The sequence below is a fragment of the Streptomyces sp. NPDC005752 genome, from assembly GCF_040630715.1.
In the GTDB taxonomy this organism is placed as follows: domain Bacteria; phylum Actinomycetota; class Actinomycetes; order Streptomycetales; family Streptomycetaceae; genus Streptomyces.
Map to the genome: position 1 here is coordinate 75,994 of NZ_JBEXYB010000001.1, position 25,137 is coordinate 101,130.

24 protein-coding genes are annotated in these 25,137 nt (G+C 69.8%); 11 read left to right on the forward strand and 13 right to left on the reverse strand.

Annotated elements, in window-relative coordinates:
- Window positions 1-50: 50 nt before the first annotated feature.
- Entirely contained in the window at window positions 51-488 is a 438-nt protein-coding gene (gene sodX / locus ABZ441_RS00385; protein ID WP_358966145.1) for a nickel-type superoxide dismutase maturation protease, read from the forward strand.
- A gap of 251 nt (window positions 489-739) precedes the next feature.
- On the opposite strand, the gene ABZ441_RS00390 is transcribed toward sodX, so the two are convergent.
- Together ABZ441_RS00390 and ABZ441_RS00395 are read right to left on the reverse strand one after the other, a co-directional pair.
- Window positions 740-1,090, reverse strand: coding sequence for a hypothetical protein (locus tag ABZ441_RS00390; protein WP_358966148.1), 351 nt, complete (start codon window positions 1,088-1,090; stop codon window positions 740-742).
- A 457-nt stretch (window positions 1,091-1,547) separates the two neighbouring features.
- A complete protein-coding gene (locus ABZ441_RS00395; RefSeq protein WP_358966151.1) occupies window positions 1,548-2,177 on the reverse strand; it encodes a CGNR zinc finger domain-containing protein in 630 nt (209 codons plus the stop codon).
- A 65-nt stretch (window positions 2,178-2,242) separates the two neighbouring features.
- Here ABZ441_RS00395 and ABZ441_RS00400 point away from each other — a divergent pair, with 65 nt between their 5' ends.
- The 3 genes from ABZ441_RS00400 (at window position 2,243) to ABZ441_RS00410 (ending at window position 4,449) form a co-directional block, all read left to right on the forward strand.
- Complete coding sequence (locus ABZ441_RS00400) at window positions 2,243-3,037, forward strand: class I SAM-dependent methyltransferase (protein ID WP_358966153.1); 795 nt, start codon at window positions 2,243-2,245, stop codon at window positions 3,035-3,037.
- A gap of 135 nt (window positions 3,038-3,172) precedes the next feature.
- On the forward strand, window positions 3,173-3,676 hold the full coding sequence (locus tag ABZ441_RS00405) for a SigE family RNA polymerase sigma factor (protein ID WP_358966154.1): 504 nt from the start codon (window positions 3,173-3,175) through the stop codon (window positions 3,674-3,676).
- Entirely contained in the window at window positions 3,673-4,449 is a 777-nt protein-coding gene (locus ABZ441_RS00410) for a hypothetical protein (RefSeq protein ID WP_358966157.1), read from the forward strand. Before ABZ441_RS00405 ends, ABZ441_RS00410 begins: the two co-directional genes overlap by 4 nt.
- A gap of 68 nt (window positions 4,450-4,517) precedes the next feature.
- Here ABZ441_RS00410 and ABZ441_RS00415 read toward each other — a convergent pair whose 3' ends face one another.
- The 3 genes from ABZ441_RS00415 to ABZ441_RS00425 are packed head-to-tail and all read right to left on the reverse strand — an operon-like array spanning window position 4,518 to window position 7,228.
- Complete coding sequence (locus ABZ441_RS00415; RefSeq protein ID WP_358966160.1) at window positions 4,518-5,279, reverse strand: amino acid ABC transporter ATP-binding protein; 762 nt, start codon at window positions 5,277-5,279, stop codon at window positions 4,518-4,520.
- Window positions 5,276-6,244 (reverse strand): amino acid ABC transporter permease, encoded by a 969-nt coding sequence (locus ABZ441_RS00420; protein ID WP_358966163.1) that lies wholly within the window; start codon window positions 6,242-6,244, stop codon window positions 5,276-5,278. Before ABZ441_RS00420 ends, ABZ441_RS00415 begins: the two co-directional genes overlap by 4 nt.
- A gap of 27 nt (window positions 6,245-6,271) precedes the next feature.
- Window positions 6,272-7,228, reverse strand: a complete 957-nt coding sequence (locus ABZ441_RS00425) for an ABC transporter substrate-binding protein (RefSeq protein ID WP_358966164.1) — start codon at window positions 7,226-7,228, stop codon at window positions 6,272-6,274.
- Between the two features lie 522 nt (window positions 7,229-7,750).
- Between ABZ441_RS00425 and ABZ441_RS00430 the strand changes: the two genes are divergently transcribed.
- The 5 genes from ABZ441_RS00430 (at window position 7,751) to ABZ441_RS00450 (ending at window position 11,493) form a co-directional block, all read left to right on the forward strand.
- The gene (locus ABZ441_RS00430) at window positions 7,751-8,986 is read left to right on the forward strand and encodes an NADP-dependent malic enzyme (protein WP_358966167.1); all 1,236 of its coding nucleotides are present in this window, start codon (window positions 7,751-7,753) and stop codon (window positions 8,984-8,986) included.
- A gap of 189 nt (window positions 8,987-9,175) precedes the next feature.
- Window positions 9,176-10,141 (forward strand): zinc-binding dehydrogenase, encoded by a 966-nt coding sequence (locus tag ABZ441_RS00435; protein WP_358966170.1) that lies wholly within the window; start codon window positions 9,176-9,178, stop codon window positions 10,139-10,141.
- Window positions 10,138-10,683, forward strand: a complete 546-nt coding sequence (locus ABZ441_RS00440; protein WP_358966173.1) for a GNAT family N-acetyltransferase — start codon at window positions 10,138-10,140, stop codon at window positions 10,681-10,683. Before ABZ441_RS00435 ends, ABZ441_RS00440 begins: the two co-directional genes overlap by 4 nt.
- 31 nt (window positions 10,684-10,714) lie before the next feature.
- Window positions 10,715-10,924: a sigma factor-like helix-turn-helix DNA-binding protein gene (locus ABZ441_RS00445; protein ID WP_014154112.1), complete on the forward strand. Its 210-nt coding sequence runs from the start codon at window positions 10,715-10,717 to the stop codon at window positions 10,922-10,924.
- The gene (locus ABZ441_RS00450) at window positions 10,924-11,493 is read left to right on the forward strand and encodes a Clp protease N-terminal domain-containing protein (protein ID WP_358966176.1); all 570 of its coding nucleotides are present in this window, start codon (window positions 10,924-10,926) and stop codon (window positions 11,491-11,493) included. The genes ABZ441_RS00445 and ABZ441_RS00450 overlap by 1 nt, the downstream gene beginning before the upstream one ends.
- Before the next feature lie 50 nt (window positions 11,494-11,543).
- Here ABZ441_RS00450 and ABZ441_RS00455 read toward each other — a convergent pair whose 3' ends face one another.
- Both ABZ441_RS00455 and ABZ441_RS00460 read right to left on the reverse strand, forming a co-directional pair.
- Window positions 11,544-12,521, reverse strand: a complete 978-nt coding sequence (locus ABZ441_RS00455) for a helix-turn-helix transcriptional regulator (RefSeq protein WP_358966179.1) — start codon at window positions 12,519-12,521, stop codon at window positions 11,544-11,546.
- Window position 12,522: 1 nt separating this feature from the next.
- Window positions 12,523-13,380, reverse strand: coding sequence for a DUF4097 family beta strand repeat-containing protein (locus ABZ441_RS00460; protein ID WP_358966182.1), 858 nt, complete (start codon window positions 13,378-13,380; stop codon window positions 12,523-12,525).
- A gap of 246 nt (window positions 13,381-13,626) precedes the next feature.
- Between ABZ441_RS00460 and ABZ441_RS00465 the strand changes: the two genes are divergently transcribed.
- Window positions 13,627-14,514, forward strand: a complete 888-nt coding sequence (locus ABZ441_RS00465; protein ID WP_358966185.1) for a hypothetical protein — start codon at window positions 13,627-13,629, stop codon at window positions 14,512-14,514.
- Here the strand turns inward: ABZ441_RS00465 and ABZ441_RS00470 are convergent, their stop codons facing one another.
- The 6 genes from ABZ441_RS00470 to ABZ441_RS00495 all read right to left on the reverse strand — a co-directional run bounded on the left by ABZ441_RS00470 (window position 14,515) and on the right by ABZ441_RS00495 (window position 22,514).
- A complete protein-coding gene (locus ABZ441_RS00470) occupies window positions 14,515-14,697 on the reverse strand; it encodes a DUF6104 family protein (RefSeq protein WP_031091411.1) in 183 nt (60 codons plus the stop codon).
- Between the two features lie 90 nt (window positions 14,698-14,787).
- On the reverse strand, window positions 14,788-18,597 hold the full coding sequence (locus ABZ441_RS00475) for a multifunctional oxoglutarate decarboxylase/oxoglutarate dehydrogenase thiamine pyrophosphate-binding subunit/dihydrolipoyllysine-residue succinyltransferase subunit (protein WP_358966189.1): 3,810 nt from the start codon (window positions 18,595-18,597) through the stop codon (window positions 14,788-14,790).
- A 260-nt stretch (window positions 18,598-18,857) separates the two neighbouring features.
- Window positions 18,858-19,934 carry an ATP-binding protein gene (locus tag ABZ441_RS00480; protein WP_358966192.1) on the reverse strand — a complete coding sequence of 359 codons (1,077 nt, stop codon included), beginning with the start codon at window positions 19,932-19,934 and terminating at the stop codon, window positions 18,858-18,860.
- Complete coding sequence (locus ABZ441_RS00485) at window positions 19,931-20,668, reverse strand: response regulator transcription factor (RefSeq protein WP_014154105.1); 738 nt, start codon at window positions 20,666-20,668, stop codon at window positions 19,931-19,933. Before ABZ441_RS00485 ends, ABZ441_RS00480 begins: the two co-directional genes overlap by 4 nt.
- A gap of 233 nt (window positions 20,669-20,901) precedes the next feature.
- A complete protein-coding gene (locus ABZ441_RS00490; protein ID WP_358966195.1) occupies window positions 20,902-21,585 on the reverse strand; it encodes a spermidine synthase in 684 nt (227 codons plus the stop codon).
- 89 nt (window positions 21,586-21,674) lie between these two features.
- Window positions 21,675-22,514, reverse strand: a complete 840-nt coding sequence (locus tag ABZ441_RS00495; protein ID WP_358966199.1) for a nucleotidyltransferase domain-containing protein — start codon at window positions 22,512-22,514, stop codon at window positions 21,675-21,677.
- Between the two features lie 129 nt (window positions 22,515-22,643).
- On the opposite strand from ABZ441_RS00495, the gene lon reads away from it, so the two are divergent.
- Complete coding sequence (gene lon / locus ABZ441_RS00500) at window positions 22,644-25,082, forward strand: endopeptidase La (protein ID WP_358966202.1); 2,439 nt, start codon at window positions 22,644-22,646, stop codon at window positions 25,080-25,082.
- Window positions 25,083-25,137: the final 55 nt, after the last annotated feature.

Genomic DNA, 25,137 nt, shown 5'->3' on the forward strand with positions numbered 1-25,137 from the left:
CAGTGGTGCGCGCAGCCGTGTACCGGAGGATGGACGGGGAGGTGCCACAGATGCCGGAACCGGCGGAGGAGCCGTGGAGCGGGCGGGCGGCGCGCAGGCCGTTCCAGGTGGTGGAGGTGACGGGGCCGTCGATGGTGCCCACGCTCTACCACGGGGACCTGCTGCTCGTGCAGCGCGGGGCGCCGGTGCGCCCGGGGGACGTGGTGATCCTGCGTCATCCGCTCCAGCAGGACCTGCTGGTCGTGAAGCGGGCATCCGAGCGACGCGGCGGCGGCTGGTGGGTGCTCGGGGACAACTCGTTCGCGGGCGGGGACAGCACGGACTACGGGACGGTGCCCGAAGAGCTCGTGCTGGCCCGGGTGCGGGCCCGCTACCGCCCGCTGAGGAAGGATCAGCGGTCGGTGGCCGGGCTGGTGGGCTGGGCGGTGTCGGCGGTGCGCCGGGTCTCGTCGGAGCGCTCGGACTCCAGGCGCTTGCGGGCCCGGTAGGCGGTGATACGACAGAATCTGCTACGCCAGGTGTACCCGCCGTGCCGCAGAAGGCAACCGCCGCCAAGACAGGGCGGCTTATGGGGAGTTATCAGTGTGGAGGGAATGCGTCGATGTATGCGATCTCTGCCTCTCAATACAGCGCACTTGGTACGCACCGGATAGGCGGGTTTCGCATGTCGGGGAAAATAGATGCGGTACGGGTACTCGCCCCCGTACCGCATCTATGGCTTAGCTTTTCGTCCGGTCAATCAAGGCTTGGGGTACCAGGTAATACCACCCCAAGATCCGCTGACGTATTTCTGATATCCGCGCTGGGTTACCTCGGTTGTGGAACCGCAGGTAGCAGTGCTGTAGCCCGCGGTGGACAGAGCGCCGCCATACACCTTGGCCGCGCCACCGAGGGCGAGGCAGTTGGCGACCGCGCGCACCTTCTGCCCGCATTTAGGTGCTTCCGTGTAGACCTTCGAGCCGTTACTCGTTGATACCGGTGTGACCAGATAACCGCAGCTGGGGTCAGCGGCAGCGGTGCCTCCAAGGGCAAGGACGCCTCCGGCGACAAGCGCGGCTGCACCGATTGCGGATGCCAGCTTCTTGATCAAGGTCCCCCCAAGTTGTGAACGTTTTGCTTCTAAACGCCAGAAAATCTGATGGGCCGCAATTTGCGCTGCCCTGCCTAGTCTTTATATGTGATTTCCGCGGATGTGGGCAATTATTTTTTCGGCCTCCGTGTGGCTGGAATTTTATCCGATTGTGGTTCGTTTGGTTGCATTGCGTAAGTTTGGGCGCGCTGGAAGGTTTGGCGTCGAGCTTCGAGTTGGGGGGCAAAGATTCCGTCCATGCTTCGGTTCGGCAGAAGTGGTTTCCGATGTTCTTCTACTGCGCGGAACCTTTCAGCTGGCGGACCCATAAAGTCGGTTCAGGGCGGGTCGGTTGGGCGGGTAACTGTGATCGCGAGTCGCGTGCTGTGGCTTCAGGGTGGATGGTCAAGGCGTCATTTCGGGCCCTCTGGAGGTCGACGTGGTCGCTGTGATTCCGCTACCGGCCGCTGGGAAGGGATCAGCGGTCGGTGTTCGGGCTGCTGGGCTGGGCGGTGTCGGCGGTGCGCCGCGTCCCGGCGGAGCCCTCCGACACCTGGCGCTTGCGGGCGCGGTAGGCGGCGACGTTGGCCCGGGTCGCGCAGCGGTCCGAGCAGTAGCGCCGGGAGCGGTTCGTCGAGGTGTCGAGATAGGCGTTGCGGCACGGTGCGGCCTCGCACAGGCCGAGCCGGTCCACGCCGTGCGAGGTGAGGTGGAAGGCGAGGCCCATCGCCGCGATCGAGGCGTAGCCCGCCGTCGCGTTCGACGGGTGGTCGGCGAGGTGCATGTGCCAGTCCGGCGTGCCGTCCTCGGCCCGGGTGTCGTGGCCCGAGATCTGCGGACTCACCGGGAACTCCAGCAGCAGTGAGTTGAGCAGATCGACCGCGAGGGTCTCGTCGCCGCCGTCCGCCGCCTCGAAGACCGCGCGGAGCCGGGCCCGCACGGACCGGAAGCGGGTCACGTCCCCGTCGGCCGCACGGCGGGCCGCCTGCGCGTTGGCGCCGAACAGGTCGCGGACGGACTCGACCGTGGTGAGGGAGTCCGTGCCCCGGGCCGGCTCCTCGGTGTTGACCAGACGCACGGCGTAGTCCGAGTAATAGGCCAATTCCACTTGTAGTCCTTACGGTGTGGGTCTATGGTCGATGTGTCGACCAGTGTAATGGGTGGTCGTCCTCAATGGGTATTACAAGTGTGCGTGACGAGGTGGAGGTCCGGGTGACGGCGACAGGCACCGACTGGCAGTCCTGGCAGGAGAGCTGGGACCGGCAGCAGGAGTGGTACATGCCGGACCGCGAGGAGCGGTTCCGGGTGATGCTGGACATGGTCGAGGCCGTGGTGGGGCCCGAACCGAGAGTGCTCGACCTGGCGTGCGGTACGGGCAGTATCACGGACCGGCTCCTCAGGAGGTTCCCCCGAGCCACCAGCACGGGCGTCGATCTCGACCCCGCGCTGCTCGCCATCGCGCGTGGCACCTTCGAGGGGGACGACCGGGTCACCTTCGTCACCGCCGACCTGAAGGACGCAGCCTGGACCCAGCGGCTTCCGTACCCCGCGTACGACGCCGTGCTCACCGCAACCGCACTGCACTGGCTGCACAGCGAGCCGCTCGCCACCCTCTACGGGCAGATCGGCGGACTGGTCAGGGACGGCGGGGTCTTCATGAACGCGGACCACATGATCGACACCGACACCCCCCGCATCAACGCCGCCGAACGCGCCCAGCGGCACGCGGTCATGGACCGGGCCAGGGACCGGGGTGCCGTGGACTGGGCGGACTGGTGGGCCCTGGCGGCGAAGGACCCGGTCCTCGCGGAGCCCACGGCCGAGCGGTTCGCGATCTACGGCGAGCACGCGGACGGTGACATGCCGTCCGTCCACTGGCACGCCCGCACGCTGCGCGAGGCCGGCTTCGCGGAGGCGCGGGCGGTCTGGGCCTCGCCGTCGGACAGCCTGGTCCTCGCAGTGAAGTAGGGCGGCGGTACGAAGACCGAGGGGCGGCTGCGGCCGCCCCTCGATCCGTTCCGGCCCCCGCTGCAACCTGCCGCCCCCGCCGGCGCACTGGAAGGGTGAGACGGTCCGCACCCGCGGGCCCGGAGAGGGGCGCCGATGACGCGGAGCGACGACGACGCCGCACTGCACGCGTTCGTGGAGAGCAGACGCACCGCGCTGTTCCGCAGCGCCTACCTGCTGTGCGGTGACCGGCACGAGGCGGAGGACCTGGTCCAGACGACCCTGGTCAAGGTCGTGCTCGGCGGGAAGCGCCACGGACGCCTCGACAACATCGAGGCGTACGCACGCAAGACCCTGGTCAACACCCACATCGCCGCCCGCCGCCGGTTCTGGCGGCGTGAGCGGCCGTACGGCGAACTGCCCGACAACGCGGGCGAACAGGCCGACTCGGACACCGGTCTGCTGGTCCGGGCGGCGCTCGCCCGGCTCACGGCCAGGCAGCGGGCGGTGCTGGTGCTGCGCTACTGGGAGGACCTGAGCGTGGAGGCCACGGCCGAAGCGCTCGGGATGCGGGAGAACACGGTCAAGAGCCACACGGCTCGGGGCCTGGCGGCGCTGCGCGCCGGCATGACGGCGGACCTGGCGGAGGAACTCGTATGAACACCGTGCACCAACTGCTGGAGCGGGCCGTCGAGTCCGCAGGGAGCCCCGCGGTCTCGACGGAGGCGGTCCACGCCCGGGCGGCCAGGGTCCGGTTCAGGCGCCGGGCCGCGGTGTCCACCGCCGCGCTCGCGGTGGTCGCCACCGGGGCCGTCACCCTGCCGGGCATCGTCGGCGGCGAGCAGCATGAGCAGGCCTCGGTGGCCGCGTCACCGGTGGCCCGGGCCGACGGGAGCGGGAAGGCGGACCGCCTCGCCGCGCTGCTGCCGCCGGACGTGGGCAGCGTCGAACGGGTCTCGCTGGCCGTCCTGGTCAAGGGTGCGACGCCTGAGCAGGCGCGGACGACGTACACCGGGCCGCTGGACGGGGAGTACATGGTCCGCAAGGACGGCGGTACCGGCTACCTCGTCCTGTCCTTCATGGACCGCACCGCGGTGAGCAAGAAGTTCGGTGCCGGGGCCGGACCGGACAACCTCTGCGAGACCCGGGGCAACGAGCCGTCCCTCACCGACTGCGTCCGTGAGGAGCGGCCGGACGGCAGCGTCCTGACGACATGGAGCGACTCGATGGACCACGGCGACGGCGGCACACCCGAGTGGGGCCGTGAGGTCGTCGGCAGGCTGGTGCTGAAGGACGGGTCGATCCTGGCCGCGCGCTCCAGCACGGGCTACCTCGGCGAACGGTCCCAGGGCCAGCTGCTCAGGACCCCGCCGGTCGGCCAGGAGGAACTGGGCACCCTGCTCACGCGTCCCGGGCTGCTGCCCCGGAAGTAGCGGGAAACGGCGAGGAGGGCGGTACGGACCGGGTCCGTACCGCCCTCCTCGTGCTGCCGGCAGAGGTGTTACAGCACCTTCGACAGGAAGGACTTCGTCCGGTCGTGCTGAGGGTTCGTCAGGACGTCACGCGGGTGGCCGGACTCGACCACGACGCCGTCGTCCATGAAGACCAGCGCGTCACCGACCTCACGGGCGAAGCCCATCTCGTGGGTGACGACGATCATTGTCATGCCCTCCTCCGCGAGGCCGCGCATGACGTCCAGGACGTCGCCGACCAGTTCCGGGTCGAGCGCCGACGTCGGCTCGTCGAAGAGCATCAGCTTCGGTTCCATGGCCAGCGCGCGGGCGATCGCCACGCGCTGCTGCTGTCCGCCGGAGAGCTGGGACGGGTAGTTGTTCGCCTTGTCGGACAGGCCGACCCGGTCCAGCAGTTGTCCCGCGCGGGCCCAGGCGACGGCCCTGGTCTCGCCCTTGACCTGGACCGGGGCCTCCATGACGTTCTCGAGGGCCGTCATGTGAGGGAACAGGTTGAAGCGCTGGAAGACCATGCCGATGTCACGGCGCTGGAGAGCGACTTCGCTGTCCTTGAGCTCGTAGAGCTTGTCGCCCTTCTGGCGGTAGCCGACCAGGTCGCCGTCGACGTACAGCCGTCCGGCGTTGATCTGCTCCAGGTGGTTGATGCACCGCAGGAACGTCGACTTGCCGGAACCGGACGGGCCGATCAGGCAGAACACCTCACGCGGGGCGACCTCCAGGTCGATGCCCTTGAGGATGTGCGCGGGGCCGAAGGACTTGTGGACGCCCTCGGCCTTCACCATGGCGGTCATGCGGAGACACCCTCCGAAGGACGGTTGCTGAAGGAGGCGAGGTTGACCTTGACCCGCTGCCACGGGGTCAGCGGCAGGCTGCGCAGGGTGCCTCGGGCGAAGCGGCGCTCCAGGTAGTACTGGCCGACGCTGAACACGCTGGTCATCGCGATGTACCAGATGGAGGCGACGAACAGCATCTCCATCACCGCGTAGCTGGTCGAGCCGATCTGCGACGTGGAGCGCAGCAGCTCGTTGTAGGTGACCGCGTAGACCAGGGACGAGGTCTTCAGCATGTTGATGAACTCGTTGCCGGTCGGCGGGATGATCACCCGCAGGGCCTGCGGGAGCACCACGCGGCGCATCGTCTTCGCCTGGGTCATGCCGAGCGCGTGCGAGGCCTCGGTCTGGCCCTCGTCCACCGACTGGATGCCCGCCCGGACGATCTCCGCCATGTACGCGGCCTCGTTGAGGGCCAGACCCAGCAGGGCGCACATGAACGGCGACATCACATCGGTCATCTCGTCCTTGTAGATGAACGGGATGTTGAGGACCGGGAAGATCAGGGCCAGGTTGAACCAGAGGAGCAGCTGCACGTAGACCGGGGTGCCGCGGAAGAACCAGATGTACAGCCACGCGACCCAGCTGGTCACGGGGTTCTTGGAGAGCCGCATGACGGCGAGCACCACGCCCAGGATCACACCGAGGATCATGGCGAACACACTGATCATCAGCGTGCGGCCCGCCCCGGCCATGACGGTGTCGTCGAACAGCTTGTCCTGGACCGCCTGCCACTGGATGTCGCCCTGCGAGAAGGCGTAGACCAGGGCCGCCAGCAGCGCGAGCACGACCACGCCGCTGATCCAGCGGCCGACGTGCCGGACGGGGATGGCCTTGATGGTCTCCGGTGCGACGGTGGTGGCCTTGGAGACGGGTGCGTCGGCGACCGATGGGCCGCCGGGCACCTTGTCGAACTTGTCAGTCACGGTGACTGCCCTTCGGTGGTGCGCCGGTCACTTGCCGCCGTTGATGGCGGCCTTGTCGATCGCGCCGGTGCCGGCACCCCACTTGTCGAGGACCTTCTGGTAGGAACCGTCGGCGATGATCGCGTCCACGGCCTCCTTGAGGGCGTCACGCAGATCGGTGTTGTCCTTGTTGACGCCGATGCCGAACGGGCCGGCGTCCACCTGCTCACCGACAACTTCGTAGTCCTTGCCGCCGTTGGCCTTGCGGGCCAGGTCGAGGGCGACCGGGTAGTCGTTGACACCGGCGACGGCGCCGCCCGACTTCACGCGGGTCTGGGCCTCGGTGTCGTTCTCGAAGGACTGGATGTCGACGGCCTTCTTGCCGCCGTCCGTGCAGGCCTTCGACTGCTTCTGCAGGGCCTTCTCGTACGTGGTGCCGCGCTGGACCGCCGCGCCCTTGCCGCACAGGTCCTTGATGGACTTGATGCCCTCGGGGTTGCCCTTCTTGGTGTAGACGGCGGTGCCGGCCAGGAAGTAGTCGACGAAGTCCATGCCCTTCCCGAGCTTCTTGCCGTCTTCCAGACCCTCCTGGCGGTCCTTCGTGTCCGTGATCGAGGACATGATGACGTCGTGTCGGCCGCTGTACAGAGAGGTGATCAGGCCTTCGAAGGAACCGGAGGTGAACTCCAACTTCACACCGAGCTGCTTGCCGAGCGCCTCGGCGAGGTCGGGGTCCACACCGACGATCTTGCCGTTCTCGACGGACTCCATCGGCGCGTACTCGGCATTCGTGCCGACCTTGATGACGCCGGACTTCTGGTACTTCTGCGGGAGCTTGTCGAAGAGCGGGGCGCTGTTCTCGGACGTGTCGTTCCCGGCCTTCGTCGAACCGCTGTCGGTCTGGTCGCCACAGGCGGTCAGCAGCAGGGTGCCGGCGACCGCGACTGCGCAGACCGCGGCAATCCGGGACTTCGCGGCCGTACGGCAGAGGGTGCTTGCGGTCATGATCGGAATCCTCCGGCGGTGAGGGAGCGCTGGTCAGGTGGTCACGCACGCACCTTCGAGTGACGCCACCTTGTGTGATTACGGCATCTTGCCATTCGGACTCACCCGATCAGGGGGCCGGGCATGTCAAAATCGGGTAACGGGCGACCCCCGAACATCAATGGGCCGGTGCCGCAGGGCCGGACCATCTGCTGGAAAGTGCGTGCTCCTCCGGAGAATCTCCGGTGCGTCTCGACCTACGGACGGCCTTTGTAGCCCTTAGTGGACTTGTCCAGATATTCGGCTATGAGTCATGTCACCGAGTCGATACCGACTCGTAAGAGGCCCGGTCCGTCCGGTAAGAAAGACCTTTACACCCCTCATCCGGGGCTCAGGGCGCGTGTGCGGCGCGCCCGCGCGTATCTGTTCCCCCTGCCGGAGCGGTCCGACCGCTCAGTGCCGGGAACGTACGCGGTGCCCGCCCACCCCTCCTCAACCAGGAGTGGCCACCCTCAAATGATGAAGACTTAAGGGGTCAACACAATGGCAGCGGAGATCGTCAATCCTCGCAGCGACAGCAAGACGCACGGCACTGCCGGTGCGGAAGGGCTCAGCAGTGCGGACGAGCCCTTCGACCCGGCTTTCGCCCTGCACCGCGGCGGGAAGATGGCCGTGCAGGCCACCGTTCCGATCCGCGACAAGGACGACCTGTCCCTCGCGTACACGCCCGGCGTGGCCAAGGTGTGCAGCGCCATCGCCGAGAATCCCGAGCTCGTCCACGACTACACCTGGAAGTCGCAGGTCGTGGCCGTCGTGACGGACGGTACCGCCGTCCTCGGTCTGGGCGACATCGGGCCCGAGGCGTCCCTCCCCGTGATGGAGGGCAAGGCGATCCTCTTCAAGCAGTTCGGCGGTGTCGACGCGGTGCCCATCGCGCTCGCCACGACCGACGCGGACGAGATCGTGGAGACCGTCGTGCGCCTCGCGCCGTCCTTCGGCGGGGTGAACCTGGAGGACATCTCGGCCCCCCGGTGCTTCGAGATCGAGCGCAAGCTCCAGGAGCGTCTCGACATCCCGGTCTTCCACGACGACCAGCACGGCACGGCCGTGGTGACCCTCGCGGCCCTGCGCAACGCGGCGAAGCTGTCCGGCCGGACGCTCGGTGACCTGCGTGCCGTCATCTCCGGCGCCGGCGCGGCGGGTGTGGCCATCGCGAAGTTCCTGCTGGAGGCCGGCATCGGCGATGTCGCCGTCGCCGACCGCAAGGGCATCGTCAGCGGCGACCGCCACGACCTCACGGACGTCAAGCGCGAGCTGGCGGAGATCACCAACCGGGCGGGCATCACCGGCTCCCTGGAGACGGCCCTGGCCGGCGCCGACGTCTTCATCGGTGTCTCCGGCGGTACGGTCCCCGAGCCGGCTGTGGCCTCGATGGCGCCCGGCGCGTTCGTGTTCGCCATGGCCAACCCGAACCCCGAGGTCCACCCCGACGTCGCGCACAAGTACGCGGCCGTGGTGGCGACAGGGCGGTCCGACTACCCGAACCAGATCAACAACGTGCTGGCGTTCCCGGGCATCTTCGCGGGCGCGCTGCAGGTGCGGGCCTCCCGGATCACCGAGGGAATGAAGATCGCCGCGGCGAACGCGCTGGCGGACGTGGTCGGCGACGAGCTGGCCGCGGAGTACGTGATCCCGTCGCCCTTCGACGAGCGGGTCGCTCCCGCCGTCACGGCCGCGGTGGCCGCGGCCGCCCGCGCCGAGGGTGTCGCGAGGCGCTGACGCAGAAAGGGGCGGGGCGGGGTGCGCGGGCCGCACCCCGCCCCGCCCCTTTGCGCAGTCCGCCGCGGCCTTCCGGGTGCGGGCGCCGTCCGTCCCCGGAGGGCGCCTCCGTACGCGGGGGCGGGCTGGGGCGTGTGTCACACCGCCGAACAGTTACGTCACGGCGCGTCACGGCCTATCGTCGTGGCCATGTTCGCCGCCTACGCAGCCCGCATCGACCGTGACCGGCCCCTGGACGGCCTCGAGCTGGGTGAACGCCCGGCGCCCGAGGCGCGGCCCGGGTGGACCACCGTCCAGGTCCGGGCCGCATCTCTCAACCATCACGACCTCTGGTCCCTGCGCGGTGTGGGCCTCGCCGAGGACAAGCTGCCCATGATCCTCGGCTGCGACGCCGCGGGCGTGGACCAGGACGGCAACGAGGTCGTCCTGCACTCCGTCATCGGCCAGACGGGACACGGCGTCGGCCCGGACGAGCCGCGCTCCATCCTCACCGAGCGCTACCAGGGCACGTTCGCCGAGCAGGTCACCGTCCCCAGCTGGAACGTCCTGCCGAAGCCGAAGGAGCTCACCTTCGAGCAGGCGGCCTGCCTGCCGACCGCATGGCTCACTGCGTACCGGATGCTGTTCACCAATGCCGGTGTGCGGCCCGGTGACTCGGTTCTGGTGCAGGGGGCGGGCGGTGGTGTCGCCACCGCCGCGATCGTGCTCGGCAAGGCCGCCGGCCTCCGGATGTTCGCCACCAGCCGTGACGAGGCCAAGCGCAAGCGGGCCGTCGAGCTGGGGGCCGTGGAGGCCTACGAGCCCGGCGCCCGGCTGCCGAAGCGCGTCGACGCCGTCATCGAGACCGTCGGAGCGGCGACCTGGTCGCACTCGGTGAAATCGCTGCGGCCCGGCGGCACCCTGGTCATCTCCGGTGCCACCAGCGGCGACCGGCCCTCGCACGCCGAGCTGACCCGGATCTTCTTCCTGGAGCTCAGGATTGTCGGCTCCACGATGGGCTCCAAGGACGAACTGGAGGACCTGCTGTCGTTCTGCGCGGCCACCGGGGTGCGGCCCGTCATCGACGAGACCCTGCCGCTGGACCGGGCCCGCGAGGGCTTCGAGCGGCTGGCCGCCGGTGATCTCTTCGGGAAGATCGTCCTCACCACCTCGTGAGGGACGCGGCGGAACTGCTGACCACGGAGGGGCTGTCGCTCCGGCCCTGGCGGCCGGACGACGCTCCGGCGGTGCGCCGCGCCTTCGCGCCCGCGGAGATGGCGCGGCAGGTGGGCCGGCCCGTCACGACCACGGCCGAGGCATCGGAATGGATCGCTGACCGGGAGGACGAGCGGAAGGCCGGCAGCGGATACACCTGGGCCGTCGTCCGTGGGGGAGCCGCACTCGGGTCTGTCGCCGTGACCTCGGTGGATCATGTGCACAACACCGGGTGGGTCTCGTACTGGACCACCGAAACCGCCCGCGGTACCGGTGTCGCCGCCGCGGGCCTGCGCGTCCTGGCCCGCTGGGCCTTCGGCGGCCTGGGGCTCCACCGGCTGGAGCTCGGGCACAGGACGAACAATCCTGCTTCCTGCACCGTCGCCGTGCGGGCCGGTTTCGCCGTGGAGGGAATCGAGCGGAACAAGCTCCGCTACGGGGACGTCCGGTACGACGTGGAACGCCACGCACGCCTCGCCACCGACGATGTCAACTTTGATTGACAAGGGGCGGGCGTCAATGTAGGTTGACATCATGACCGAAGCAACGGATCTCGCCGCACGTGCCGGTGACCGCGACCCGCGCGTCGGGCTGCGGGCCGTCGCCGCGCTGCGGAGGCTGCTCGAGCAACTCGAAGCCGTCCAGGTGAGAAGCGCCCGTGTCCAGGGATGGTCGTGGCAGGAGATCGCTGCCGAGCTGGGTGTCAGCAGGCAGGCCGTGCACAAGAAGTACGGGAGGCATTGATGTTCGAGCGATTCACCGAGGGAGCGCGGGCGACCGTGACCGGCGCCGTGACCCATGCCGAGCGGGCAGGGGCCGACTCCGTCACCGAGGAGCACCTGCTGCTCTCCCTCCTGGACCGGAAGAGCAGCCGCGCCTCCTTCGCCGTCGCCGCTCTCGGGCTCGTCGACCGGCGGGCCTCGATGGAGGCGGCGCTCGCGGAGGCCCGCCGCCGGGGCGGGCTCACCAGGGCCGACACCGAGGCGCTCGCCGGTATCGGGATCGACGTCACCGAGATCCTGACCCGGGTTGAAGGCATCCACGGTGAGGGAGCCCTGGCGGGCGCTCGCGGGAGCCGGCGCCGGTGGTCCGGTCGGCGCCCTTTCACGGGCGGCGCCAAGGGCATTCTGGAAAAGTCCCTGCGCATCGCGCTCGGCCGGCGTGACCGCTTCATCGGCGAGGAGCACCTGCTGCTGGCCCTGACCGCCTGCCCCGGCGTCGTCGCCGATGTACTGGCCGAGAACGGTGCGACCTACGCCACGGTGGAGCGGGCACTGTACGGAGACGGCGGGGAGAGCCGCGCGGCGAGCTGACAGGCCCCCGCCGCCCGGTCGTGGGTCCACGGCCGGGCGGCGGGCGGAATTCACGACGCGCCCTTGGAGCCCTTCGCCTCGTCGGCCGTTCCCCGCAGCAGCGAGTCGATGTGCGTCGCGGCGGTGGCCAGATGACCGCGGGCCTCGGAGAGCTGGGCCCCGGTGACGCCGTGGTCCCGGGCAGCGTCACGGATGTCGTCGCGGAAGCGGTCCAGCAGGCGGTCCAGGTCGCGGGCCGGATCGCCGGTGGTCGCGGCGTCGGCGGCCCACTCGATGTCCGGCTCCTCGGGCGCGGGGCGGCTGTAGGAAGGCCAGGTGCCGGTTCTCGCGAAGTTGCCGAACTGGCCGGTGATCTCAGCCAGTCCGTCCCGCACGCCCGCGGGCCAGTCGCCCCGCGAGAAGTGCTCCTGGACCTGGCGCGCGGCGTTCTGCATCTGCTCCCGCGCCTTCTCGTGCGCTTCCTGGGCCTGGCGGCGGGCCCGGTCCGCGTCCTCACGGGCCCTGCGGGACTCGTCCTTCGCCCTGCGGGCCTGCTCCTTCCACTCCTGCTTGGCCTTGCGCAGCTCCTCCTTCGCCGTGTGCCACGCCTCCTTGTCCCCTGGACCGGAATCCCAGCCGCTCCGGTCGCCGCCGGTGGTGTGCCGGGACTCGGAGGCCGCGGCGCGCATCTCGCTGCGAAGGCGGCCGGCCGCGCCCCGCACGTCGTCGCGGATCTCGGCGGCCAGCTCGGACACGGACTCGCGGATCTCCAGCTCCAGATCGGCCAGCTCGCCGCTGCGGCCCGCCAGCTCGGCCCGTCCGGCGTCGGTGATGGAGTAGACCTTGCGACCGCCTTCGGTGGCGTGGGTGACCAGGCCTTCGGCCTCCAGCTTGGCCAGCCGCGGATACACGGTGCCCGCCGACGGTGCGTACAGCCCCTGGAAGCGCTCTTCCAGGAGCCGGATCACCTCGTATCCATGGCGGGGGGCCTCGTCCAGCAGCTTGAGGAGGTACAGCCGCAGACGGCCGTGGGCGAATACGGGAGCCATGTCAGAGCACCTTTCCGGTCGGCTCGGCATCATGCGCGCTGTCCTGGGAGGGTGGGCGGCGCAGCAGGGCGATCGAGCCCGAGACGGTGGTCGCCTTCAGCTTCCCCCTGCCCGCTCCCAGCGTGCCGGTGATCTTCTTCGCGCCCCATTGGCCGCCCACGCGCAGGTCCTCGAAAGCGTTGGACACGGTGCCGCTCGCGGTGTTCGCCTCGACCCTCGCGTCCGCGGGGTGAGGCAGCCGGATGGCGATCTCCCCGGACACCGAGGTGAGTCTGATGTCGGTCGGATTCGGCGAGGTGTCGAGATCGAGCACCAGGTGGCCCGTGACGGACTCCGCCCGGACCGAGGTGCCGGCGCCCTCGACGACCGTGAGGTCTCCGGACACGGACTGGAAGCGGAGGTCACCGGTGACGGCCTGGGCCTCCAGGTTGCCGGACACGGTCTCGGCCCGGACGGCTCCGGAGAGGTCGACCAGGGTGTTGTCGCCCGAGATGCCCCGCAGCTCGGTGCGTCCTCCGATGCCCGAGACGACAGCCTCGGCGCCGACCGCGCCCACCTCCACCGCCGCGCCGGCCGGGACGGCGAGCGAGACCGCGGCGCTTCGGCGCGGGCTCCGGCGGTCGAGCCAGGTGAGAAGGCCCTGCCAGGGCAGATCTTCGTAGGCGACGGTGAGGGTGCCGCCCTCCAGGGTCACCATCAAGGGAGGCCCTTCGATCGCGGTCACCTCCAGCCGGGCGGTCGGTTCGTCCGTGCCGACGACATTGACCATGCCGTCGACGATGCGCACGTTGAGTGCTGTCACGGGGGCGTCGAAGGTGAGCTTCCGGGGCTCGGCGACGCTCCATGTCGACTCAGGCATGAATCTGACCCTTCCGCTGGGTGGCAAGACGCAACATATCGCGTCAACCTGAGAACACGATATATCGCGAATCGGTAAAGTCAAGGGTGAGTCGAACGGGCGCTCGCGGAGGGCGGAGGTCGGAGGTCGGAGGCGGAGGGTGGAAGGAGGGCGGTAGGGGCGCGGGTGGCGCCACGAAGGCGCCAGGAGGGCGACGAAAGCAAGATGAATGGTTCATGTGCTGCCAAATTGCCCTAGCGTGAGGGCATGACCGCGACATCCGTGGGCGCCCTACTGCTGTGCCGGGCCGACCCCGAGACCGTACGGCCCGTGGCCCGTCTCCTGCGGGAGAGCATGCTGCTCCTGCCCGCCGGAGAGGGCTGGAGCGTGCTCGTCCCCGAGGGCAAGCCCTGGAGGAGGGACGGACGCGTGGGCGGCAGAACACCGGCTGACGGCGGCGTTGGCGGCACACCGGCGGACGGCAGCGGTCCGGAGCCCGTCGACCGCGTCGTCGGCGGATGGGCCACCGCCCTCGCGGTGGGTTCCACCTGGCCTGTGCTCGCCCTGTGGTGGGACGGCGACCGTGCCGGCTACACCCTCGCCTCGGGCTTCCGCCGTCCGGTCGGCTACATCTGGCTGGCCGACGGCACCCCGGCCGCCGAGGACGAAGCCATGCGGACGTCCGCCCTCCGGCTCGGCCTGGACCCCGTCACCGACGTCCAGGCGCTGGAGGCCCTCACCCGCGCGGATCCGGAGACCGATGCCGACGCCCGGCTCCAGGGCCTGCTCGCCGTGCTCACCCGGGCCGGGGTGAAGCTGCCGCCCGGGCTGTCGCCCGGCGAGCCGGCCGACCGGCTGCGCTCGGTCGCCGGGATCCATCCGGAGGCGGAGCAGATCGAATGGGCCGGCTGGCGCGACGCCGTGCGTGAGGAACTCGACGCCGTCGAGAGCGGCAGCCTCGGCCCCTGGGTGATCGGCCCGAGGGCCCGTGCGGTGGCCACGGCTCAGGTCGCCACGGGCCTGCCGCTGGCCCTGTGGGGAGCCCGTAGGCGCAGCGGCGGATGGATCGCCGCAGGGCTGGTCCTTCTCCTGCAGGGTCTGCTGGGCTTCGCGTACGACCGCTGCAGGAACGCGGGCGGCGCCGCCGGGCGGTGACTAGTCGTCCTCGTCCTCGTCGTCCAGCCGTGCCAGCCAGGTCGCGAGCCGCTCGACGGGGACCTCGAAGTCGGGGTTGAGGTCGACGAACGTACGGAGCTGCTCGGCGAGCCACTCGAAGGTGACCTCCTCCTCGCCGCGCCGCTTCTCCAGTTCCTCGATGCCACGGTCCGTGAAGTACATGCGACCAGAATAACGAGGCCGGAACGCCGGAGGACCCGGCCCCGCGAGATGCTCGCGGGGCCGGGCCCTCCGATGACGTACAGCCGCTGATCAGGCCTCGAAGACCTCGGCGAGCAGCTGAGCCTGCTCGGCCTGGTGACGCTTGGCCGAACCGACCGCCGGGGACGAACCGCGCGGGCGCGAGATGCGCCGCAGGCGCTCACCGTGCGGCACGTCGGCGCCGACGGCCAGGTCCAGGTGGTCGATCAGGTTGAGCGCGATGAACGGCCACGCACCCTGGTTCGCCGGCTCCTCCTGGGCCCAGAGGTACTTCTCGGCGTTCGGGTACTTGGCGATCTCGGCCTGGATCTCCGCACCCGGCAGCGGGTACAGGCGCTCCAGACGGATGATCGCCGTCTCCGTGTCGCCACGCTTCTCGCGCTCGGCGTCCAGGTCGTAGTAGAGCTTCCCCGACACGAAGACGACCTTGCGGACCGCCTCGGCGCTGACCGTCTCGTCGCCGATCACCGGGCGGAAGCCGCCGGTGGTGAACTCCTCGACCTTCGAGGCCGCCGACTTGAGCCGGAGCATCGACTTCGGTGTGAAGACGATCAGCGGCTTGTGGTGCGGGTTGTGCACCTGCCAGCGCAGAAGGTGGAAGTAGTTCGACGGCAGGGTCGGCATCGCGACCGTCATGTTGTCCTGCGCGCACATCTGCAGGAAACGCTCCGGGCGGGCGGACGAGTGGTCCGGGCCCTGGCCCTCGTAGCCGTGCGGGAGCAGCAGGGTGACGCCGGACGTCTGGCCCCACTTCTGCTCGGCCGAGGAGATGAACTCGTCGACGACGGTCTGGGCGCCGTTGACGAAGTCACCGAACTGGGCCTCCCAGATCACCAGAGACTCCGGGCGGGCCAGCGAGTAGCCGTACTCGAAGCCCATCGCCGCGTACTCGCTGAGCAGCGAGTCGTAGACGTTGTAACGGGCCTGGTCGTCGGAGAGGTAGAGCAGCGGGGTGTAGTCCTCGCCGGTCTTCTGGTCGACGAGCACGGCGTGGCGCTGGCCGAACGTGCCGCGGCGGGTGTCCTGGCCGGCGAGCCGGACCGGGGTGCCCTCCATCAGCAGCGAACCGATGGCCAGGGTCTCGCCCATGCCCCAGTCGATCGTGCCGTTCTCCACGGAGGCCGCGCGGCGCTGCATCTGCGGGAGCAGACGCGGGTGCACCGTGATGCCGTCGGGGATGTTGACCTGCGACTCGGCGATCAGCTTCACGACCTCCGAGGACACCGCGGTGCCGACCGAGACCGGGAACTCCGCCTGGACGTCCGGGACATGCGGCTGGGACGGTGCCGAGGTGGCCTCGCGGACCTCCGCGAAGACCTTCTCCAGCTGGCCCTGGAAGTCCTGGAGGGCCTGCTCGGCCTCTTCCAGCGTGATGTCGCCGCGACCGATGAGGGACTCGGTGTAGAGCTTGCGCACCGAGCGCTTCTTGTCGATCAGGGTGTACATCTGCGGGTTGGTGAACTCCGGGTTGTCGCCCTCGTTGTGACCGCGGCGGCGGTAGCAGATGAGGTCGATGACGACGTCCTTGTTGAACGTCTGCCGGTACTCGAAGGCGAGCCGCGCGACGCGGACCACGGCCTCCGGGTCGTCGCCGTTGACGTGGATGATCGGCGCCTCGATCATGCGCGCCACGTCGGTGGCGTACATCGAGGAGCGCGAGGACTCCGGTGCGGCGGTGAAGCCGACCTGGTTGTTGATCACCACGTGCACGGTGCCGCCGGTGCGGTAGCCGCGCAGCTGCGACATGTTGAGCGTCTCGGCGACGACACCCTGGCCCGCGAAGGCCGCGTCGCCGTGGAGCGCGACGGGCAGGACCGTGAAGTCCGTGCCGCCCTTGTTGATGATGTCCTGCTTGGCGCGGGCGATGCCCTCCAGGACCGGGTCGACCGCCTCCAGGTGCGAGGGGTTGGCGGCCAGCGAGACCTTGATCTGCTCGCCGTCCAGACCGGTGAAGGTGCCCTCGGCGCCCAGGTGGTACTTGACGTCGCCTGAGCCGTGCATCGACCGCGGGTCGAGGTTGCCCTCGAACTCCCGGAAGATCTGCGCGTACGACTTGCCGACGATGTTCGCCAGGACGTTCAGCCGGCCGCGGTGGGCCATGCCGATGACGACCTCGTCGAGGCGGGCCTCGGCGGCGGAGTCGATGACCGCGTCGAGCAGCGGGATGACGGACTCGCCGCCCTCCAGCGAGAACCGCTTCTGGCCGACGTACTTGGTCTGCAGGAACGTCTCGAACGCCTCGGCGGCGTTGAGCCTGCGCAGGATCCGCAGCTGCTCCTCGCGCTCCGGGGCCGGACGCGGACGCTCCACCCGGTCCTGGAGCCACTTGCGCTCCTTCGGCTCCTGGATGTGCATGAACTCGATGCCGGTGGTGCGGCAGTACGACTCACGCAGGACACCGAGGATGTCGCGGAGCTTCATCATCGTCTTGCCGGCGAAACCGCCGACCGCGAAGTCGCGCTCCAGGTCCCACAGGGTGAGGCCGTGCTCGGTGATGTCCAGGTCGGGGTGCTTGCGCTGGCGGTACTCCAGCGGGTCGGTGTCGGCCATGACGTGGCCGCGGACCCGGTAGGAGTGGATCAGCTCGAAGACCCGTGCGGCCTTGGTGACGTCGTCGTCGTGCGAGGCGTCGATGTCCTTGAGCCAGCGGACCGGCTCGTAGGGGATCCGCAGCGCCTTGAAGATCTCGTCGTAGAACTCGTTCTCGCCGAGCAGGAGCTGGGACAGGACGCGCAGGAACTCGCCGGACGCGGCACCCTGGATGACCCGGTGGTCGTACGTCGAGGTCAGCGTCATGACCTTCGAGATGCCCAGCTTGTTCAGGGTGTCCTGAGAGGTGCCCTGGAACTCCGCCGGGTAGTCCATCGCGCCGACGCCCATGATGAGGCCCTGTCCGGGCATCAGGCGCGGCACCGAGTGGACGGTGCCGATGCCGCCGGGGTTGGTCAGCGAGGCGGTGACACCGGAGAAGTCGTCCATGCCGAGCTTGCCGACGCGGGCACGGCGGACGATGTCCTCGTAGGCCTGCCAGAACTCGAAGAAGTTGAGCGTCTCGGCCTTCTTGATGGCCGCGACGACGAGCTGGCGGTCGCCGTTCGGCTTCACCAGGTCGATGGCCAGGCCGAGGTTGACGTGCTCCGGCTTGACCAGGGTCGGCTTGCCGTCCTTCACCGCGAAGGAGTAGTTCATCGACGGCATGGCCTTGAGGGCCTGCACCATCGCGTACCCGATGAGGTGCGTGAAGGAGATCTTCCCGCCGCGGGCGCGCTTCAGGTGGTTGTTGATGACGATGCGGTTGTCGAAGAGCAGCTTCACCGGAACCGCGCGGACGGACGTGGCCGTCGGCAGCTCCAGCGAGGCGTTCATGTTCTTCGCCACGGCGGCCGACGGGCCGCGCAGCGTCACGAACTCCGGGCCGCCCGGTGCCTCGGCCGGGGCCTCCGCCTTCGCGGGGGCCGGCGCCGCCTTCGCGGGCGCCGCCTTCGCAGGGGCGGCGGGAGCCTTAGCGGGAGCTGCCGGAGCAGCGGCCGCGGGCTTGGCCGGAGCGGCGGGGGGTGCCGCCGGGGCCTGCGCCGGAGCCGCGTTGTTCACGGTGTTCGCGGCCGTAGCCGGAGCCGGAGCCGGGGTCCCCGCTCCCGCGGGTGCGGTGACGGGCTTGTCCGCCGTGCCGGACGTACCCGGCTTGTAGTCGGCGAAGAAGTCCCACCAGGCACGGTCGACCGAATTGGGATCCTGGAGGTACTGCTGGTAGATCTCGTCGACGAGCCACTCATTGGGGCCGAAGGCGGCGGCCGGGTTGGACCCGGTGCCCGCTTCTTGATCGGTCGAGATGCTCGAGTTACTGGGGGACTGAGACGACACGGCGGCAACCGCCCTCTTCCGCTTCACAAGGTGATGGACAGCGGAAATCAAGGCTACGCCCCCCGAGCCGTTACGTGCAGGCCGGGCCGGTCTTCGTCGTGCACATCACATCGGAAGTCGGGTTTCGGCGCATGAAATGGCGGGAAACAAGCAGGGTTCCGCTGTCCTTCGGGTACGCGAGGCCGGTGCTACGGCCCCCTGGACCGTATCTCTTTCCCGGACGGGAAGGAGAAACGGGGCCCTCCGCTTCGAACGCGAGGTCAACTCCGCATCGGAGGGTTCCCCGGAAGAGTGACCTGTATGCGGCAGCCTTTGGCTGATTCGGCCACACCGATGCGCCCGCCGTGCAGGTCCACCGCCCAGCGGGCGATCGCGAGTCCCAGCCCCGTCCCGCCGTCGCTGCCCGGCCCGTGCGGGGACGGCGCCTGACCTCGGTTGAAGCGCTCGAAGACCCGGTGGCGCTCCGCCTCCGGGATGCCGGGCCCCTCGTCGATGACCTCCAGCTCCAGCGACTCGGGATACTCCCCGCGCCGCGCCAGCACCGTGACCCTGCCATGCGGCGGGCTGTGCTTGACGGCGTTGTCGATGAGATTGGCGACCACCTGGTGCAGGCGTTCCGCGTCCGCGTGCGCCGTCAGCTCGGGCGGCGACACGTCGAGGTGAAGATGGACGTCGGTACGGGAGTGGTTGCCCGAACCGGAGGAGAGCCGGCGCTGGGAGGCGGCGAGATTCGCCTCCTTCAGCACACCCGACAGATACGGCCAGACCTCGAAGCGGCGCGCCTTGAGCGCCAGCACACCGTGGTCCAGCCGGGACAGGTCCAGGAGGGTCTCCACGAGTCTGCCGAGGCGTTCGGTCTGTTTCAGCGCCGTACGCATGGTCTCGGGATCCGCCGCGGACACCCCGTCCACCACGTTCTCCAGGACGGCTCTGAGCGCCGCGATCGGAGTGCGCAGCTCATGGGAGACGTTGGCCACCAGCTCCTTGCGGTGCCGGTCCTCCGCCTCCAGATCGTCCGCCATGCGGTTGATCGTCTGCGCAAGGTCACCGAGTTCGTCGCGCCGCCCGGCGCCGCTCACCCGTCGCGTGTAGTCGCCGTGCGAGATCGACCGTGCGACGGCGCGCATCTCGTCCAGCGGGGCTGTCAGACCGTGCGCCACGAACTGGGTGATCAGCAGGGTGGCGATCACCGAGAAGACCGTGATGAACCGGAACTCGGTCCTGGTCCGCAGGGCGACGATGAGCAGCCCGGTCGTGATGAACACGGAGATCACCACGAGCGCGCCCAGCTTGGCCTTGATCGAGAAGGGCCGCAGTCCGGAGCCGGGCCGGGTCATGGCGCGGGGGTCTCCAGGGCGTAGCCGACGCCGTGCACGGTGCGGATCCGCTCGGCGCCGATCTTCCGGCGCAGGGCCTTGATGTGGCTGTCGACCGTGCGGGTCCCGGAGGCGTCCGCCCAGTCCCACACCTCGGCCAGCAGCTGCTCACGCGAGAGCACCGCCCGGGGTGTGTTGGCGAGGCAGACCAGCAGGTCGAACTCGGTCGGGGTGAGGTGGACGTCGTCGGCGCGCACCCGGACCCGGCGCTGCGCGTGGTCGATCTCCAGCTCGCCGAGGCGCAGGATGCCGCTGCGCGGCGTCACCGCGGCCAGCGCCGCCCGCTCGACCCGGCGCAGCAGGACGTGCACCCGCGCCGCCAGCTCGCGCATGGAGAACGGCTTGGTCATGTAGTCGTCGGCGCCGACCCCGAGCCCGACCAGCATGTCGGTCTCGTCGTCGCGTGCGGTGAGCATCAGCACCGGTACGGGGCGCTGGGCCTGCACACGACGGCAGACCTCGAGCCCGTCGAAGCCGGGAAGCATGATGTCGAGCACCATCAGGTCGGGTTGCCAGGCCTCGGCCGCGTCCACGGCCGCGGGGCCGTCCAGTGCCGTCTGCACCAGGAAGCCCTCGGCCCGCAGCCGGGCGGAAATGGCGTCGACGATCGTTGCGTCGTCCTCGACCACCAGCACCCGGCGCTGAGCCCCGGGGGTGGCCGCGACGCCGTTGTGGGTGGTGTGTGTCTGTTCCATCGCCCCGCCCCTGCCCGTTCTCGCGGAGGCCATTCCCCCGGAGGCACGGTTATCGCTTGTGGATTTTCGTCGGTGATCCCTTGTGCCGGTCAGCAGCGTAGAGGCAGAGGACGCCTCTCGGCTACGCAGGGTGTTGACCGTCGTGAAGGTGTTACCCGCGGGAAGGGGACGGACGGACGGACTTGTGCCGCCTCATCCATGATGGGGCAGGGATGTGGGTGCATCGTGGGGGTTCAGTGGTTCCGAAGTGCGAGATGGACCACGTCCGGCACACCTCGGGCAACGGCTACTTCTTCGGTCCTTACTGCGTGGAATCCGGCATTCCGCATAGCGTTCCCGAAGGCCGCGGACGGCTGCGCGGACCAGACCGCGAGGACTCCGCCAGGTGTCAGGCGCGCGAGGCAGGCAGCGAGGCCCGAGGGTGAGTAGAGGCTTTCGTTGTCCTGCGTGACGGTCCAGTCGGGGCCGTTGTCGATGTCCAGGCACAGCGCGTCGTAACGCTCCGTGGTCGTACGGAGAAGCGCTACGAGGTCGGTGCGGAGGATCTCGGTCCGCGGATCGGCGAGCGCCGCGGCGGAGATCCGGCCGAGCGGTCCGGTGAGGTGCCAGTCCACGACGGCCTGCTCCCGCTCGACGACCGCGATCCGGCCCCAGCGCGGCTCGGTGGCCGCGCGCACCAGCGAGAAGCCGACGCCGAGCCCTCCGATCAGCACCGACGGGGTTGGCCGCGAGGCCGGCAGGGCGGCGAGCGCGGCGTCGACCAGCAGACGTTCGGAACGCCCGTCGGATGTGTCCATCAGGAAGCACCCGTTGGCGATGATCTCGAAGACGTCGCCGCGCTCGCGCAGGACGACTTCGCCGAACGGGCCCTCGCGCCGGTCGAGGACGACGGGGCGGTGGGCATCTGTGGCGGGCATGGGCGAGGTCTCCGGTCTCGGCACGGTTCTGTCTCCGGTCGCCCATCCTTCCGTGCGAACAGGGCCCGGACCAGCGGATTCCCGTGGGCTCACTCTTCAGGGCGGGGTGCCTTCGTGCCATGGACCGCGGTGTACTCGGCGGCCAGCCAGGGAGTCAGGTCCTCGACGAGCATCGCCAGTACGGCCGGGTCGGCCGAAGGGGTCCGTGCCGTGGCCGCGGCCGCGCGGACCTGAGCGGCGCGTTCCGGGTGATCCGGGTAGTAGCGCGCGAAGAGTTCGGCGGACCGGTGCAGGTCGCTCGTCCAGCCGCCCCAGCGCGGCATCACCAGGGTGAACGCCGACCGGACGAGGCGGCGGGAGACGCCCCGGCTCAGCTTCCGGCGGGCCTCGTCGGTCGTGGCATCGGCCGCACGGACGCGCCAGCGGGGGAGCGCGAGCCCCAGATCGCCGTTCGTCTCGCGGGCGAGCAGCGAGGTGGGGCGGTAGCGCGGGAGGCGTGCGGCCAGGTCCTCGCCGAGCAGCGGTGTGCAGAGACAGGCGATGAAGAAACCCGCGTCGTCGCGTTCCAGTTCGCTCAGCAGGGTCCGGACGGGGTACAGCAGCAGGCCGACGCCGTCGATCACGGGGAAGGCGGCATCCAGGGCGGCGGAGATCTCCTCGGCCGCCGTCCGGTCCGAGTCGGTGGGCCCGTCGCGGACGGCGACCAGCAGATCCAGGTCGGACACGCCGGGAATGGCCGTGCCCCTCGGAATGCTGCCGTAGAGGTAGGCGCTGTGCAGCCGGTCGGGGCCGTACGCGTCGGTGATGGCGGCGCGGGCCGCCTCGACCACCGGGGCGAACTCCTCGGGTACGCGTTCCGCGGCGCCCTCGCGGCGGATCGTCCCGTCCGCCGCGAGCCCTCTGTCCTCGGTGCCGATCGCTTCGCCCATGCGCGCAGCTTCGCAGGTGGCGGCAGGAGCGGGCAGGTGATCGCTGAGAGCGAACACGACACGGGGAACATTCCCCGGCTCACAAGCATTGAGCCGACATAGCTCAACTTGCCTGCCTAAGGGGAGATCATGACTGCAGGATCCAACGCGTCCACGTCGTCCAAGCCGATCGACCTGCCCGTGCTGCCGCTCGACGACGAGGTCGTACTGCCCGGAATGGTGGTGCCGCTCGACCTGTCGGACGCGGAGGTGCGCGCCGCCGTGGAGGCCGCCCAGGCCGTCGCGCGGTCCGGGGGCGGCAAGCCCGAGGTGCTGCTCGTGCCGCGCATCGACGGGAACTACACCGGGACCGGCGTCCTGGGCACCGTCGAGCAGGTCGGACGGCTGTCGGACGGGGATCCGGGCGCCCTCATCCGGGCCCGTGACCGGGTGCGGATCGGCGCCGGGACCAGTGGGCCCGGTAACGCGCTGTGGGTGGAGGGCACCCGGATCGACGTGTCGCTGCCCGACCCCCTGCCCGGCTCGGCGGCCGAGCTCGCCAAGGAGTACAAGGCCCTCGCCACCAGCTGGCTGAAGAAGCGCGGTGCCTGGCAGGTCGTGGACCGGGTCCAGCAGATCGATGACGTCTCCGCCCTCGCCGACAACTCCGGCTACTCGCCCTTCCTCACCATCGCCCAGAAGGTCCAGCTGCTGGAGACCGTCGACGCGGTCGCCCGTCTGAAGCTGGCCATCCAGTGGCTCGGCGAGCACTTGGCCGAACAGGACGTCGCCGAGTCCATCGCCAAGGACGTCCAGGAGGGCGTCGACAAGCAGCAGCGTGAGTTCCTGCTGAGGCGCCAGCTCGACGCGGTGCGCAAGGAGCTCTCCGAGCTCAACGGCGGACCCGGTTCCGGCGCGGACGAGTCCGACGACTACCGGGCCCGTGTCGAAGCCGCCGATCTTCCGGAGAACGTCCGGGAGGCCGCCCTCAAGGAGGTCGAGAAGCTGGAGCGCTCCTCCGACCAGAGCCCCGAGGGCTCCTGGATCCGCACCTGGCTGGACACGGTCCTGGAACTGCCGTGGACCGAGCGGACCGAGGACGCCTACGACATCAAGGGCGCCCAGGAGACCCTCGACGCCGAACACGCGGGTCTGCAGGACGTGAAGGAGCGCATCACCGAGTACCTCGCCGTGCGCAAGCGGCGTGCCGACCGCGGGCTCGGTGTCGTGGGCGGCAGGCGCGGCGGCGCCGTGCTGGCACTGGTAGGCCCTCCCGGTGTGGGAAAGACCTCGCTCGGCGAGTCCGTGGCACACGCCATGGGGCGCAAGTTCGTCCGGGTCGCCCTCGGCGGTGTCCGGGACGAGGCGGAGATCCGCGGCCACCGGCGTACGTACGTCGGCGCGCTTCCGGGGCGCATCGTCCGCGCCATCAAGGAGGCCGGTTCGATGAACCCGGTCGTGCTGCTCGACGAGATCGACAAGGTCGGGTCCGACTACCGGGGGGATCCGGCGGCGGCGCTGCTCGAAGTACTCGACCCGGCGCAGAACCACACCTTCCGTGACCACTACCTGGAGGTCGAACTCGATCTCAGCGACGTCGTGTTCCTGGCCACGGCCAACGTCCTCGACTCCATTCCCGAGGCCCTGCTCGACCGCATGGAACTGGTCACGCTGGACGGTTACACCGAGGACGAGAAGGTCGTCATCGCCCGTGACCACCTGCTCCCGCGCCAGTTGGAGCGGGCCGGTCTGAAGACCGACGAGGTCGGCCTGGACGAGTCCGCGCTGCGCAAGCTGGCGGGCGAGTACACCAGGGAGGCCGGGGTGCGGAACCTGGAGCGGGCCGTCGCGCGGCTGCTCCGCAAGGTCGCGGCCCAGCACGAACTGGGTGAGCGGGAACTCCCGTTCACGGTGTCCGCACAGGACCTGCGCGGTCTGATCGGCCGGCCGCACCACGTACCGGAGTCGGCCCAGGACCCGGCCGAGCGCCGTACCGCGGTGCCGGGTGTGGCCACCGGACTCGCGGTGACCGGAGCGGGCGGCGACGTGCTGTACGTCGAGGCGTCGTTGGCCGACCCGGAGACGGGGGCGTCCGGACTCACGCTGACCGGTCAGCTCGGCGACGTCATGAAGGAGTCCGCGCAGATCGCCCTGAGCTTCCTGCGCTCGCACGGGGCGGAGCTGGAGCTTCCGGTCGCCGACCTCAAGGACCGGGGCGTGCACATCCACTTCCCGGCGGGCGCGGTCCCCAAGGACGGCCCCAGCGCCGGCATCACCCTGACGACCGCGCTGGCCTCGCTGCTCTCCGGACGGCTGGTCCGTACGGATGTGGCGATGACCGGCGAGGTGTCACTGACCGGACGGGTGCTGCCGATCGGAGGCCTGAAGCAGAAGCTGCTGGCCGCCCATCGCGCGGGCATCACCACCGTGGTGATCCCCCAGCGCAACGAGGCGGACCTGGACGACGTCCCGGCCGAGGTCCTCGAAACCCTGGAGGTCCACCCGGTGACCGACGTCCGCCAGGTGCTGGAGATCGCGCTCGCCCCGGCCTCGGCCGGAGTGCGGGACAGGATCCCGGCCGCCGCGTAGGCGCCACGTCGTGACGGGCGCGGCACCACGCCGACGGCCGGTACGGACGGGCCGT